Below are 13,715 nucleotides of genomic sequence, written 5' to 3'. Positions count from 1 at the left end.
GCAATTTTGCCCGAGACGCCACAATCCGGATTTTCCGCAACTGTCATTCTTTTCCAAATCGGGCCATCAAATTGAACATTCAGGTGCAGTACGGAATGGCCGGATAGTGCAAGCAGCGGCGCCACCGTCCAATACCTGCCAACCTGAGTGAACTATCCTGCAACGGCAAAAGAAGCTGGGAGGCATCCGTGAAAGAGTTCGCTGCATCACTTGAAACCGCAACCCCCCGCGAAGGCGTCGATCTGGCCGCCAGGCTTGCATGGGAAATGGTGAGGAAGGTCCAGCCTTCGAAGAGCATACGGGACCGGCTGGTGGTGATCTACGAGGACGATGCCGAAACCATTTTAATGGCCTGCCAAATCATTGCGATGAACTTTCAAGCCATCGCTGCGGCGAACAACTATTGGCACGATCGACCCATTGCATAGTGCGGAGAGGAGGCAAACAAAGAGCAAATTGAATCCGTACGAAAGTGCAAAAGAGCGACCGGTAGTGGTAGTCAGTGGACACCACGCGGGTCGGTCCCGACTTTTCGGATGAAATCGCCGACGAAGTCGGAAACTTGCTCATAACCAAGGAGCGCGGCCACTTCTCCTGCTTCGTAGCCGCGGACCAACAGGCGCTTCGCACGCTCAATCCTGAGGTCGTCCCTCCAGGCGTGAACGGAGCCGCCGACGGTTTCCTCGAAGGCGGACACAAATTCTAGTGGCGACATGCCGCACTCATCCGAAAGTTCCTCCAGCCTGAGGTCACCGTCCAGATGTTCTGAGAGCTTTTCCTGTGCTCTTGAGACCTCTCCGTCCGACAAGGTCTTGCGCCGCGTCGCTTTTTGTCGAAACGCACATGCGTGATGGCGCACTGCGTGGGCGGTTGCAGCAACTGTCAGATGGTCGACAAACAACTGATTGGCGAGACCAGGGGAACGGAACGCCGGAAGTATGGCACGGACCAGATTATGCATGACGGGATCCTGCACGCCAACGCCCGGGTTGTGATTGAAAGCGTCGACCGACGGAATTCCTTCCTTATCGGTGATAGCCGTCAATGCTGTTCGGGGCACATAGAAGCTGATGTGGTTGAAAGCGCTTATACTATTGGCCACCGGAGACGAGCGCAGATCGTAAAAGCTCGTTGTCCCCACAGGCAGAAACGCGGTTTTCATTTGCTTGCCATCAAGGAACAGGTCGTGAGCGGGAACGTCGCGCAACTGTACGGTCATGAGGAACGCATCCTCGACTGCGATCGGCTCGCTCAGGCCCGTGTTTGCCTTATCGCAACGGATTTCCGTGATGGCGATCCGGGCGTTCTTCAAGGTTTTGGCGACAAGGGATGGCGCACGCGCGACTTTGAAAGTCTTTCTCAACCGCTCGCCGTAAGCACCAGTCTCTTCCATATCGTTCTCCTAAGCGCGCCTGCGCCACGCGCCGGGCGAGATGCCGACAATGCGGGAAAAGGTGCGGGTGAAATGACTTTGGTCTGCGAAACCGCAGGCGAGTGCTATATCGGAAATCGGCAATCCGGTATCCCGAAGCAGCTCCTTTGCCCGATCGCAACGCCGCACCACCATCCAGTGATGCGCGGGCATTCCCGTAGATTGCTTGAAGGCGCGCGCGAAATGGCGAGGCGACAGTCCGCAGTGCGATGCAAGTTCCGAGAGGGAAATCTCTCCCGTAAGATTGGCGTCGATGATTTCCTTCGCGCGCCGTTCATTCTTCGCGGAGAGACCTCCAGCGACAGCCCGCGCAATCACGTGCAGACCGCCGTAACGGTGGGCGATATGATTGGCGACGGCAAGCGTCGTGTGATCGAGGAAGAGTTGGCTCGCATATTCGGGATTTGCAAAAGCGGGCATTAGGGTTGTGCTAAGGGCGGCGATGACCGGATCATCAGCGGGCTTGTCGGACCGCATCTCCAGCTCTCCAAATCGCTTGCCATGTTCCTCCGCTATCATATCCATGGCGCTTTTCGGCAGGTAGTACATCATGCAATTCGAGGTTTCGCCGATGAAGGACGTTGGGTCTTCACGCAGATCGTAGAAGGATGTTTGGCCGCCGAAGAAGGGAAGCCTGCCGGTGCCCTTGCCGTTGATCCAAAGCTCGTGCTCGATGCAGTCTTCGATCTGATACGCCACCAGATAGGCATCTTCGGTCGGGATCGATGACGTCAGGCTAGGTTTCCGACATTTAATGTGTGTGACCGCCACTTCCGATCGCTTCAACGTCTTGGTCACGATGGCCGGAGCGTCGTCCAGGTGAAAGTGGTCTCCGAGACTTTGTCCATAAACTCCCTGACTGCGCATCTCAGTTTCCTCGCGGGCAGCTCTCGTAGCTCGATCGGTCGTTATTGGCGCTTTGCCAAGGAAATTCGATAGGCCTTCAGACGCGCGGCGAAGATTTCGTCGGGCGGATAGCCAACTCCGTCGGCCAACGTACCCGGATCGAAAATCGAGACATCGCAGGCATGATCACTATCGATCGCGTCGATCGTGATCGTACCGAGGACAACTGTTTCACGTTCATCTTCCCCGGGCCAGCGAGCGGTAACATCCATGGTCGGATCGCCTGGTCGATCGAGCGACGCCAGAATGTCAAACTCTATCCCGCCGTTCCGGATGCGATCCTCAAGGTCATTGTGGAGAAAGTCCACAGCCTTCTCTTTCGCCTCTTCATCGGTCAGAACGATCTCTCCGATCCGTGGCACGATCTTGAATTTAATGAATCTCGTCTTGCCTGCTTCGTTGATAACGGGGAATGAGTGAACTCCCCAGTACGTGGTTCCCGCAAAGCTCGCCGGGAGCGAACGAGCCGCAATGTACTTCGCCTGGTTGAGTGTCTCGGGATTGGTGTCCGAAAAGGATTTGACTTTGACGGGGTCCGGTTTGCCGTCCGGCCCGGGAATGCGGGCCTCAAGGAAGGCAAGCATCTGGTCGAGAGTGCGAGCAAAATGGACCGGTGCGCTTTCGACAAGGATGTCCGACGTCTCGCCGTCGGTCTCGATGCGAAAGCTGAACCCGCGCAACACCAACCTGTTCGTATCCGGCACATTCGGGTTGCCGCCACCCATCGAGAACCGCGCGAGTACACGGCCTGGTCTCGTGAAATTCACAGAACGTGTAATTTCCGACGCGCGCTCGGAAGGCACGTAGCGGCCGCGTACGCACCGACCCTTTGCGAAACTTGCTCGAACCTTTGGAGGATTGCCCGCAACAGCCTTGAGGGCTGCCACAATCGACGCCGGCGTCGCGGCTCCCTTGGTCGGGACAAATTCGGTGTTTTCGATCACATCAGACATCGCCTATACCTCCGGCGAACCGCGTTGGTGTTCGTTGAGTTTAGTAGCGGCATCTCGGGTGTCGTGAACTGGGCAGCGATGTTTTGTCTAAAAAGGACAAAATCGTCTGCGCTTCATGATCAATCAACGGCTTCCCGAAGCAGGTTCTCGGCAGCCTTCAGAAGGCCAGGAATCGGTGTGAAGCTCGTGTGGAGCAAATGGATGCGGCCGCCGACTGTCGCTACACCGATCATCTGCTCGCCCTCGATGCCGACAAAAACCGATGGTCCCCAAAGGGCTTCGACACGGACAGCGCCGTACGCGTCAGACAAGGGCGCTTCCCCAAGGTTCGAGAGCATCATTTCGCAAGCACAAGCCTGTAACTCGATGGCGGCGAGCTCCTCGACCGAGGGCGAAGCGTCGAAGATACGCTGAAACGCACCGAAGGACTCGACAATTGCCTCTCGAGTCTTCATCGGCATCAGGTCTTGGCGGATATCCCTGGCCAAATCCCAGAGCCCGGTCGCGATGCCCGGCGCGTATCCGCCGATCGGGAAGGCGATGGAGACAACACAGTCGTCTGTGATACCGAGCGTCGGCCTGAGATTGACCGGGGATACGGCGCGGATTGTCGTGTCGCACCATGCTTTTGAAAGCCGGCGACCTGCCAGAATGATGGCCGACAGGAGTGCGCCATGGACGGTCGTCGCATGACGCCGCACAGCCACCCTAAGCTGCGCTGAGAATTCTTGCGACAATTGCAGGCTCGAAATGACGGGCCGGCCCTTTGACCTATCAAGCATTCGCGCCGGGATCGCCGTTGCGGACTGGGCTGCCCCGACGGAATTAACGTCCCATTCCGAGGCGATGGTCTCTTGCGCGAGGGCCAGCCCGAGCTGTCCGCGGTGACCGCCACTCATCACCTCTAGCATGTCTCGCAATACAAATGCGATCGACATGCCGTCAGCTACCGCGTGATGCGCAGTGAAGACCAGTGTCGCATAGCGAGGTGAGTGAAACAAAACTGCGCGAACGAGCGGCGCATCGGTTTGTTCGAACGGCTTCATCAGTTCATCCGACACCACTGTCTTCCACGCATGTGGCGGCTCGGACCTGATGACTTCTAGCGGGATCGGGCGACCACTGCCCATGTAAAAACTTGGAACGCCGAACTCATTCCGTGCGATCTTCGAACGCAGGAGTGGGTGCCGCAACCGGGTAGCCTCGAGAGCACTCTTCCAGGATTCAATTGTCGTTTCGCCCGACGCCTGCAGCGTCATGCAGAAGTGTTTGGGACTATTTTGGTCGCTAAGCCAGAAGTATTGCTCCACAGCGCCTAAGGGACGAAGTGACATGCCGGATTGTGGGGCGACCGATGGCTTTACCTGCTGTTCCATGACGAATTCCTTTGTTCGGACTGCCAGCAACGATTGCCGCGATACTCGGGCTCAGGCTGCCGCTTTGGAAAGCGCGCACTGCGACCACAAGGACGAGAGTGCGCCAACGAGGTGTTCGATGTCCGCATCGGTGTGAAGTGGTGTAGGCGTGATCCGGAGACGCTCGGTCCGACGGGGGACAGTCGGATAGTTGATTGGCTGCGCGTAAATGCCGAAATCCCGAACGAGAAGGTCGGATACCCACTTGCATTTGGCCGCGTCGCCAATGACGATCGGGATAATGTGGCTGGGATTGTCAATGTGAGGAATGGCGGCTCGATCGAGAAGCGCGCGCAATCGGGCGACCCGATCCTGATGCCGGGCGCGCTCGAATGGACTCTTTTTAAGATGCCTTATCGAGGCTAATGCCCCGGCGGTAAGCGCCGGTGGCAACGCTGTCGTAAAGATGAAGCCAGAGGCGAACGAGCGAATGAAATCACAGAGCGCTGCCGACGCGGCGATGTAACCGCCCATGACCCCGTACGCCTTGGCCAGCGTTCCTTCGATAATCGTCAGACGGTCTGATAAACCCTGACTTTCGGCAATACCGCCGCCGGTGTGCCCGTACATTCCGACGGCATGGACCTCATCAAGGTAGGTCATCGCACCATAGCTCTCGGCGAGGTCGCAGATGTCACGGATGGGAGCAATGTCACCATCCATCGAATAGAGAGATTCAAAGGCAATCAGTTTTGGGGCGTGAGGATCGGCTGCACGGAGCTTGTCGTCCAGATCGCGGACGTCATTGTGCCGCCAGACAATGCGCTCACACCTCGAATGGCGGATGCCTTCAATCATCGAAGCATGATTAGCTGCGTCCGAGAAGACAATAAGATCGGGTATATGCGTGCCTAATGTCGTCAGAGTGGCCCAGTTCGACATATAGCCGGAACTGAATGTCAAAGCCGCCTCTTTGCCATGCAAGGCGGCAAGTTCGCTCTCAAGAAGGACATGAAGGTGATTGGTACCGGCGATATTGCGGGTGCCCCCGGCTCCAGCCCCATATGCATCCACGGCCTCCTTCATAGCGGAGACGACAGCAGGGTGCTGCCCCATGCCGAGATAGTCGTTGGAGCACCACACGATCACTTCACGTGATCCGTCCGGCGAATGAATCATAGCTCGGGGGAATGTGCCCTCGGTGCGCTCCAAATCGGCGAAAATCCGATACCTGCCCTCAGACCTAAGGTCTGACAACCGTTCATTGAAAAATGCCTCGTAGTCCATCTTTTTCTCCCGCGTTTCCGACTGAAGACGGGATCATCCTAAGCGATGAACTGGAAGGCCGCTGGAAGCGACGGGTCATCTATTGTTTGATTCGGACAGGAATAAGTTTAAGGGCGGATCGCTGGTTCTCTCGGCCCTGACAACGCTCATATGGCGTTATTCCGCCGCCATAACCCCGGGCTCGTCCCGGTTAGCGCCACGAAAACTCGTGTGAAATGGCTCTGGTCAGCAAAGCCGCAAGCCAGGGCCACCTGGGTGAGGTTCAGTTCGTTGGCGGCGAGAAGCCGCTTCGCAGTCTCCACGCGTTGCTGCGTCAGCCACTGGTGCGGCGAAACACCGGTCGATTGTCGAAACGCCCGGGAAAAATGACGGGCCGATACCCCGCATTCGCTGGCGACTGCGGCGAGCGAGATATCCTCACCAAGCCTAGACACGATCAATTCCTTAGCCCGCTTCTCCTGCCAAGGTGCAAGCCCGCCGCGCGCGCCTTCCCGCCTAAGCCTCATGCCGCCATAGCGAGCGGCCACGTGGATTCCGATCGCAAGCATCACATGGTCCATAAAGAGCACGCTCGCTTCTTCGGGGCGCCCAAAGAACGGCAACAATCCGGCTGACATATTCCGCATAACAGGATCGTCGGTGGCCAATGCCGGCTTGTATTGCAGCTCATCGATAGGAGGAGCACCCGCTTCCTCTGAGATGGCGCTTAGGGCGGCACGGGAGAAATAGTAGTGAACAGTGTGGAAGCCGTGATTCAGGAGAAATGTCGGCTGTCGCTTGAGGTCATAAATGATGGTCTGCCCTTGACCTATTGCCGAGGCCGGAGCGGGACGACCACTCTCCCAGTAAAGATAGGATGGACAGTCGACAAGATAGTGCCCGACCATGAACGCATCTTCCTCCTTTGGAGGAGTGGAGAGTTCAAAGCTCGGATTATCATATCGGAGTTCGGTTGCGGCGATCGTCGATTTTCGAAGCGCTCTGCTGACAAAGGACGTTGCCTGCGCGCCAAGCCTTTTGCCGAAGCCTTCCCCGTAGCCACCGCTATCGCGCATTTAGTCACCACGATCACTTCGAATGGATCCGCATAATATGACAGCCATTCGGCGATGCAATATGTCGTAAAAGAATGTGCCTATCGCAAACGCTCGGACCGCTCACTTTGCCAGGGTGCACGGCCGTCATTGGCCGACCAGTCAATCACGCGTGAGGTTGTGATCCATTTGCGGCATGAAGCCCCGTGGAGTTTCATGCGTATGACCAACATATCCATCCCAAAACGACTTTGCTTGCCGTCATCCTTCCATTAATCGGCAATGGTGTCCATGAAGGGCCTCGGATCTAGTATTTCCAGCGAAGCGATCGCCTATATCCTGCTGATGCAAGCTAAGGAGTTTTTCCGGACAGAAGCGGGCCACAGACCGGTGGGAATCTCGCATCCCGCTCCGTCCGCCCGCGATCCCCGACCAAACGTCGAAGAACACGACCGTAAGGGCACAAACCTCGGTCCTAAGCGTCTTGGTCGATCCTGACCAGGTGGCCGGGGCTGACTTCGCGATACTGGCGTGTGGGTGGGACGTAGTCGAGGGGACGCACGGGGTTCTTCAGCTCGTCAGCCGCGAGGTTTCGCCGGATACCGCGGCGGACGGGATCGGGGACCGGCACTGCAGCTATCAGTTTCTTCGTATAGCTGTGCTGCGGATTGCCGAAGACCGCCGGACGCGGCCCGATTTCCACGATCTCGCCAAAATACATGACTGCGACCCGGTGGCTGAGACGCTCGACGACGGCCATGTCGTGCGAGATAAACAGGTAGGCTAGGTCGAGGCTCTTTTGCAGGTCCATCAGGAGATTGCAGACCTGCGCCTTGATCGAGACATCGAGCGCCGAAACGCTTTCGTCCGCCACGATGACCTTGGGATCAAGTGACAGTGCACGGGCAATGCAGATGCGCTGGCGCTGGCCGCCGGAGAATTCGTGCGGATAGCGGCTCATCATCTCCGCCTTCAGCCCTACCCGTTCCATGAGGTCGGCGGCCTTGTCGCGTGCCTGAGCGCGCGTTCCAAGGCCGTGTTCGCTGAAGGGTTCGGCGATCAAGGTGCCGACGCTCATGCGCGGGTTAAGGCTGGCAAAGGGATCCTGAAAGATCATCTGGATGTTGCGGCGCATGGTACGCAGGCTGGCGCCGTCGAGTTTCAGCACGTCCTTTCCCTCGAAGCGAACGCTGCCGGCCCGCGCATCGAGAAGGCGCATGATCGAGCGGCCGGTCGTGGACTTGCCGCAGCCGGATTCACCGACGAGCGAGAGTGTTTCGCCCTGGTGAAGGTCGAAGGAAACGTTCTCGACCGCGTGTATCGCACCGGTTTTGCGCCCGAGCAGGCCGCCGCGAATGTCGAAGCGGGTGACGAGCCCTTTGACTTCGAGGACTGGCTTCCTGTTATCGTCGACGGTTCGGCAAGCCTCTGCGGCCTCTTTCAGCTGGCCGGTCGCCGCGTCCACCACCGGGAACGGAAGCGGGCTTGCACGATCCGTCATCGAACCCAGACGCGGCACCGCTGAAAGCAGGGCGCGGGTATAGGGATGCTGGCCCCGGTGGAAAACGTCTTCCGTCTTTCCTGTTTCAACGGCCTCGCCACGATACATGACGACGGTGCGGTCAGAAATCTCTGCTACCACGCCCATATCGTGGGTGATGAAAAGGACGGACATACCCTCCTCTTCCTGCAGCGTCTTTATGAGATCGAGGATCTGGCCCTGGATGGTGACATCGAGCGCGGTCGTCGGCTCGTCGGCAATCAACAACTTAGGACGCAGGGCCAGCGCCATGGCAATCATCACCCGCTGGCGCATGCCGCCGGAAAACTGGTGGGGATATTCGTCGAAGCGGGAGGCCGCATTCGGGATCCGGACCTTTTCGAGCAGACGGATCGTCTCTGCCCTGGCTTCCGCCGCCGAAAGATTGCCATGGCAGGTCAGTGCCTCGGAAATCTGCCGCCCGATGGTGAAGATCGGATTGAGCGAGGTCATCGGCTCCTGAAAGATCATCGCGACGTCCTTGCCGCGGACACCGCGCATCTCCTTGTCGGAGAGCGAAAGGAGGTCCTTGCCATTGAGCAGGATGCGGCCTTCGACGCGACTGCTGCCTTTCGCAAGCAGGCGCATGATCGAGAGCGACGTAACGCTCTTGCCGGAGCCGCTTTCGCCGACGATGGCGACGGTTTCGCCTGGCATCACGTCGAAGGAGACGTCGCGCACGACCGGCCGCCAGGCGCCGTCCACCCTGAACGACGTCGTCAGGCCGGAGACCGACAGGACGGGTGCCGGGCCTGCGGCGGGCTTGACGGCGGCTGCGGTTGTCATGGGCTCACCTTCCATTTGCACTAGGTCGCGGGTTTGAGCGGCGTGGCGAACGAGGCGGACGGTCTTCCGGCCGCCAAGCGTTCCGCCTCCAGCCCTGCGATCCGCTCGTCGATTTCGCGCCGGTCGATCATGCCGCTCGGATTGTCCCGGGTCGGCATGGTCTCGGCGACATGCAGGTAGCGCTCCTTTGCGACGGCGTAGAGCCGGTTGAGTTCGCCCAAGGGATCGGCGTGGTCATCGACGCGCAGATTGAGCCAGGCAAAATCCTGATCGCGGTAGATGACGAGCGCCGCCGACTGCTTGCCGCGCTTGTCGCCACCGGCGTCCTCGCCGGCCTGCATGGCTTCGAGCAACCGTTCGGCCAGGGGCCGGCCCGCCGTCTTCTTGAAGGTGGCGAGCGTTTCGGCGATCACCTGCGGTCCCGCCAGCATGTTGCCGGCGACCGAGACGTTGTCGTCGACCAGATGGCCGGCCCAGTCGATGCACTTGGCGCCGGTGAAGGCCGCGTTGTGGCCCTTGGCATCAACGAGGTGCAGCTGGCGCTGCTCCCGCCCCTCGTCGCGCCCGGTCAGAGCCGGAATGATCTCCTCCGGCGACTTGCCGGCGGCGAGCATGGCGAGACCATCGGTGCCGTAGAGCGGGCTCACGAAGGCCTGTGTCGCGACCGCACCGACGCGGCCGCGAATGTGCGGCACGACGCCGCCGACAGCGAAGAAGCGGGTGGCGACCGCGATCGCCAGATGGCCAGTTTCCGGTTCGCGGGCAACGATGGACCAGGTCATCGCGATTATCTCCCGACCGCGTAGGCCTGCATCAGGCGCGGCGTGGCGGCCGCGCGCAACAGTCCGTCGGCATCGCGCCGCGCCGCTGTCAGGCGCCCGACCGTCCATGGATCGGCAACCGTGAGCTGATGGCCCTTCTGGCGCAGAGCCTCGAGCACTGCCGCGGGGAAATTGGCTTCGGCCGTCAGGTCGCCCGGCGCACGGGTGCGCGGATAGAAAGAGCCCGGGAAATGCGCGGTGTGGAAGAGCGGCTGGTCGATCGCTTCCTGCAGGTTCATGCCATGATGGACATAGCGCAGGAAGAAAGCGAGCTGCCACTGGTCCTGCTGGTCGCCGCCTGGCGTACCGAAGGCGAGTGTCGGCCGGCCTTCATGGAGCGCGATGGAAGGCGTTAGCGTCGTGCGTGGACGCTTGCCCGGGGCAAGCGACGACGGCAGACCTGGTTTCAGCCAGAACATCTGAGCGCGCGAATTGAGGCAGAAGCCGAGGCCGGGAACGATCGGGGAGGATTGCAGCCATCCGCCGGAGGGCGTCACCGACACCATATTGCCTTCGCTGTCGATGACGTCGATATGCACGGTGTCGCCGCGCTTCTCGCTCAGATGCGCCATGGTCGGCTCGTAGACAGCACCCGTCTTGGCGCCTTCAAGCAGCGCCATGGTGGCATCGTACTGTGCCTCGAAGCCGGAAACACGGCCGGGACGCAGATCGAAGGAGGCTTCGTTCGTGATCAGCTTGCGGCGCTCGGCGGCATAGGCGTCCGACAGAAGCTCTTCAAGCGGTACGTCGGTGAAATCAGGATCGCCATAATAGATCTCGCGGTCGGCATAGGCGAGCTTCATTGCCTCGACGACCGTGTGTACGAAATCTGGACCGGCCGGATCCATGGAGGCAAAATCGAAACCCTTCAGCAGCGACAGCGATTGCAGGAGTACTGGCCCCTGTCCCCACGGACCGGTCTTTGCGACCGTCCAGCCGTGATAGTCATAGGTGACGGGCGCCTCGACGGTCGCCTGCCAGTTCGCCATGTCGTCCGCGCTCAGCACGCCCTTGTGGTGGCTGCCACTCGCATCCATCACTTCCGCCTTGCGCAGGTATGTGTCGATCGCCTCGGCAACGAAACCGCGATAGAAGGCGTCGCGTGCGGCTTCGATCTGGGCCTCGCGGCCGGACTTGCTCTCGGATTCCGAGACGATGCGCTTCCAGGTCTTGGCAAGCACGGGGTTCTTGAAGTTGGACCAGGGAGCCGGCGCAGAGCCGCCGGGCAGCCAGGTTTCGAACGAGGTCGGCCATTCCTTTTCAAAGAAGTCGGCAAGGCCGGCGATGGTGGCAGAAACACGCGGCAGCACGGGATGGCCGTTCTCAGCATAATGGATCGCCGGTTCGAGAACGTCGCGGACGCTCAAGCGACCATAGTCGCGCAGCATCAGCATCCAGCCATCGAAGGAGCCCGGAATGACGGTCGCGAGCAGACCGTCGCCGGGAATCATCTTCAGTCCCTCGTTCGTATAGTGCTCGATCGTGGCTCCGGCCGGCGCCGGCGCCTGGGCGCAGATGACTTCGACCTTATCCTTCTTCTTCGAATAGATGATCGCCGGCAGGTCGCCGCCAGGGCCGACCAGATGCGGCTCGACGATCTGGAGTACGAAACCGGTCGCGACCGCCGCGTCGAAGGCGTTGCCGCCCTTTTCCAGGATGCTCATGCCGACGGCCGAGGCGATCCAGTGCGTCGAGGTGACGACGCCGAAGGTGCCGAGAATTTCGGGGCGGGTCGTGAACGTACTCATCTCAATTTCCTTTCGAAGAAATTACGCTTCCCGAGGGTCCAGCGCATCGCGCAGGCCGTCCCCGAGGAGATTGAAACCCATGACGACGAGAAAGATCGCCAGTCCCGGCCACAGCGCCATCCAGGGCGCCTGGTTGAGAAAGTTCTTGGCGACGTTGAGCATCGAACCCCAGCTCGGCGCCGGCGGCTGCTGGCCGAGACCGAGGAAGGACAGGCTTGCCTCGGCGATAATGGCGGTGGCGATCGTCAGCGTCGCCTGCACGAGGATAGGCGCGAAGACGTTCGGCAGGATGTAGCGTCTGATGATATTGAAGTGGCGAAGCCCGATGGCGCGCGCGCCTTCCACAAATTCCTCGGTCTTGACGGCGAGCGTCTGGCCACGCGTCAGCCGCACGAAGATCGGCATGGCCGAGAGCCCGATCGCGATCATCGCGTTGGAGAGGCTCGGTCCCAGGAAGGCGGCGAGCGCGATCGCCGTGATCAGGAACGGCATCGCCAGGAACGCCTCGATGATGCGCGAGATCACATGGTCGATCCAGCCGCCGAAATAGCCGGCGACCAGGCCGAAGGGCACGCCGACGACAACCGCGATCGCCACCGAAAAGATGCCGGCCAGCAGCGATGCCCGGGCACCCCAGACCATGCGCGAAAGGATGTCGCGACCGAGATCGTCGGTGCCGAGAAGATGGGCAAGCGACGGAGCCTTGCGGATCGCCGACCAGCTGGTCGCCGCCGGGTCGGGTATCGGCAGCAGCGGCGCGCAGATCGCGACGACCGCAAAGAAGAGGACGATGACAAGGCCCGCAAGCGAACCCTTGTTGGCCTTCATCTTGCGCCAGGCGCGGTTTTGCGAACGCGGCTCGACTGCTGTGGCCGACTGCTCGATGGCGGTCATAGGGCGGTCCTCATGCGCGGGTTGAGCAGGACGTAGAGCACGTCGGCGACGAGATTCATCAGGATGAAGCCGGTTGCGGTACAAAGCACGATGCCCTGCACGACGGCATAGTCGCGGTTGAACACGGCATCGACGATCAACTTGCCGAAACCGGGAATGGTGAAGATCTGCTCGGTCAGAACAGCACCCGCAAGCAGCTCGCCGAAGAGAAGCGCCGTGACGGTGACGATCGGAAGCAGTGCGTTGCGGAAGGAATGCTGTAATACGACCGCCCCCTCCGAGAGACCCTTGGCACGGGCGGTGCGGATATAGTCGGCGCTGAGCACGCTCAGCATCGAGGAGCGCGTATGGCGCATCAACGTGGCTGCGAGCGCGTTGCCGAGAACGAACGCCGGCATGATCATTGTTTCGATCGAATGCAGCGGATCTTCGAAAAAGGGCGCGTAGCCCGAGGCCAGCAGCCAGCCGAGCTTTACCGAGATGAAGAGGATAAGCATGATGCCGAACCAGAAGTTCGGGATCGACAGGCCGCAGAGCGCGATGAAATTGGCCACGAGGTCGAGCGCGGTGTTTTTCTTGACTGCAGCGAGTATGCCCATGGGAATGCCGATCAACAGTGCAAAGCCGATCGACATCACGGCGAGCTGGATCGTCACCGGCAGCTTCTCGGCGATCAGCGTCGTCACTTCCTGGTTCGTCCTAAGCGAGATGCCGAGATCGCCCTTCACCGCACCCGCCAGCCAATAGCCGTACTGGTAGACCACCGGATCGTTCAGCCGGTATTTTTCGCGCAAGAGTTCCAACACTTGCGGACTGCGGTCCTCGCCGGCCATGGCCAGGACCGGATCACCCGGCAGAAGCTTCTGCAGCGAGAAGACGAAGACGGATATGATCAGCAGCGTCGGTATGGCAAGCAGCAGCCGCTTTCCGATGTAGGTGTACATGAGGAGATCCCGATG

General features: G+C 60.0%; 12 protein-coding genes. 1 reads left to right on the top strand and 11 read right to left on the bottom strand.

The window, feature by feature from the left end; all coding sequences use genetic code 11:
* Positions 1 to 188 precede the first annotated feature (188 nt).
* Positions 189 to 428 carry a hexameric tyrosine-coordinated heme protein gene (locus IB248_RS21335; protein WP_018858175.1) on the top strand — a complete coding sequence of 80 codons (240 nt, stop codon included), beginning with the start codon at positions 189 to 191 and terminating at the stop codon, positions 426 to 428.
* Positions 429 to 499: 71 nt separating this feature from the next.
* Here IB248_RS21335 and IB248_RS21330 read toward each other — a convergent pair whose 3' ends face one another.
* The 11 genes from IB248_RS21330 to IB248_RS21280 form a co-directional block, all read right to left on the bottom strand.
* Positions 500 to 1,393 (bottom strand): AraC family transcriptional regulator, encoded by an 894-nt coding sequence (locus tag IB248_RS21330; protein ID WP_112658381.1) that lies wholly within the window; start codon positions 1,391 to 1,393, stop codon positions 500 to 502.
* Positions 1,394 to 1,402: 9 nt separating this feature from the next.
* Positions 1,403 to 2,299, bottom strand: coding sequence for an AraC family transcriptional regulator (locus tag IB248_RS21325; protein ID WP_192241629.1), 897 nt, complete (start codon positions 2,297 to 2,299; stop codon positions 1,403 to 1,405).
* A 41-nt stretch (positions 2,300 to 2,340) separates the two neighbouring features.
* A complete protein-coding gene (locus tag IB248_RS21320) occupies positions 2,341 to 3,291 on the bottom strand; it encodes a catalase family peroxidase (RefSeq protein WP_192241628.1) in 951 nt (316 codons plus the stop codon).
* Between the two features lie 119 nt (positions 3,292 to 3,410).
* On the bottom strand, positions 3,411 to 4,667 hold the full coding sequence (locus tag IB248_RS21315; RefSeq protein WP_192241627.1) for a condensation domain-containing protein: 1,257 nt from the start codon (positions 4,665 to 4,667) through the stop codon (positions 3,411 to 3,413).
* Positions 4,668 to 4,718: 51 nt separating this feature from the next.
* Positions 4,719 to 5,933 carry a 5-aminolevulinate synthase gene (gene hemA, locus IB248_RS21310; RefSeq protein ID WP_192241626.1) on the bottom strand — a complete coding sequence of 405 codons (1,215 nt, stop codon included), beginning with the start codon at positions 5,931 to 5,933 and terminating at the stop codon, positions 4,719 to 4,721.
* A 146-nt stretch (positions 5,934 to 6,079) separates the two neighbouring features.
* Positions 6,080 to 6,988, bottom strand: coding sequence for an AraC family transcriptional regulator (locus IB248_RS21305; RefSeq protein WP_192241625.1), 909 nt, complete (start codon positions 6,986 to 6,988; stop codon positions 6,080 to 6,082).
* Between the two features lie 454 nt (positions 6,989 to 7,442).
* Positions 7,443 to 9,293, bottom strand: coding sequence for an ABC transporter ATP-binding protein (locus tag IB248_RS21300; RefSeq protein WP_192241624.1), 1,851 nt, complete (start codon positions 9,291 to 9,293; stop codon positions 7,443 to 7,445).
* A gap of 20 nt (positions 9,294 to 9,313) precedes the next feature.
* Complete coding sequence (locus IB248_RS21295) at positions 9,314 to 10,075, bottom strand: DUF1028 domain-containing protein (protein ID WP_192241623.1); 762 nt, start codon at positions 10,073 to 10,075, stop codon at positions 9,314 to 9,316.
* Between the two features lie 5 nt (positions 10,076 to 10,080).
* Entirely contained in the window at positions 10,081 to 11,862 is a 1,782-nt protein-coding gene (locus tag IB248_RS21290) for a gamma-glutamyltransferase family protein (RefSeq protein WP_192241622.1), read from the bottom strand.
* A gap of 21 nt (positions 11,863 to 11,883) precedes the next feature.
* Positions 11,884 to 12,756, bottom strand: coding sequence for an ABC transporter permease (locus IB248_RS21285; protein WP_192241621.1), 873 nt, complete (start codon positions 12,754 to 12,756; stop codon positions 11,884 to 11,886).
* The gene (locus IB248_RS21280; protein ID WP_192241620.1) at positions 12,753 to 13,700 is read right to left on the bottom strand and encodes an ABC transporter permease; all 948 of its coding nucleotides are present in this window, start codon (positions 13,698 to 13,700) and stop codon (positions 12,753 to 12,755) included. Before IB248_RS21280 ends, IB248_RS21285 begins: the two co-directional genes overlap by 4 nt.
* Between the last annotated feature and the right edge of the window lie 15 nt (positions 13,701 to 13,715).

This window comes from Rhizobium sp. RHZ01 (genome assembly GCF_014851595.1).
Taxonomy (GTDB): domain Bacteria; phylum Pseudomonadota; class Alphaproteobacteria; order Rhizobiales; family Rhizobiaceae; genus Rhizobium; species Rhizobium altiplani.
Note: the sequence above shows the minus strand (reverse complement) of the source record. Positions and strands in the feature narration are given on the sequence as shown.

Bases quoted from the DNA above. Each gene is read 5' to 3' on its own strand.
- IB248_RS21305 (WP_192241625.1), bottom strand. From the start codon at position 6,988: ATGCGCGATAGCGGTGGCTACGGGGAAGGCTTCGGCAAAAGGCTTGGC.
- IB248_RS21320 (WP_192241628.1), bottom strand. From the start codon at position 3,291: ATGTCTGATGTGATCGAAAACACCGAATTTGTCCCGACCAAGGGAGCC.
- IB248_RS21280 (WP_192241620.1), bottom strand. From the start codon at position 13,700: ATGTACACCTACATCGGAAAGCGGCTGCTGCTTGCCATACCGACGCTG.
- IB248_RS21290 (WP_192241622.1), bottom strand. From the start codon at position 11,862: ATGAGTACGTTCACGACCCGCCCCGAAATTCTCGGCACCTTCGGCGTC.
- hemA (WP_192241626.1), bottom strand. From the start codon at position 5,933: ATGGACTACGAGGCATTTTTCAATGAACGGTTGTCAGACCTTAGGTCT.
- IB248_RS21300 (WP_192241624.1), bottom strand. From the start codon at position 9,293: ATGACAACCGCAGCCGCCGTCAAGCCCGCCGCAGGCCCGGCACCCGTC.
- IB248_RS21285 (WP_192241621.1), bottom strand. From the start codon at position 12,756: ATGACCGCCATCGAGCAGTCGGCCACAGCAGTCGAGCCGCGTTCGCAA.
- IB248_RS21295 (WP_192241623.1), bottom strand. From the start codon at position 10,075: ATGACCTGGTCCATCGTTGCCCGCGAACCGGAAACTGGCCATCTGGCG.
- IB248_RS21315 (WP_192241627.1), bottom strand. From the start codon at position 4,667: ATGGAACAGCAGGTAAAGCCATCGGTCGCCCCACAATCCGGCATGTCA.
- IB248_RS21325 (WP_192241629.1), bottom strand. From the start codon at position 2,299: ATGCGCAGTCAGGGAGTTTATGGACAAAGTCTCGGAGACCACTTTCAC.
- IB248_RS21330 (WP_112658381.1), bottom strand. From the start codon at position 1,393: ATGGAAGAGACTGGTGCTTACGGCGAGCGGTTGAGAAAGACTTTCAAA.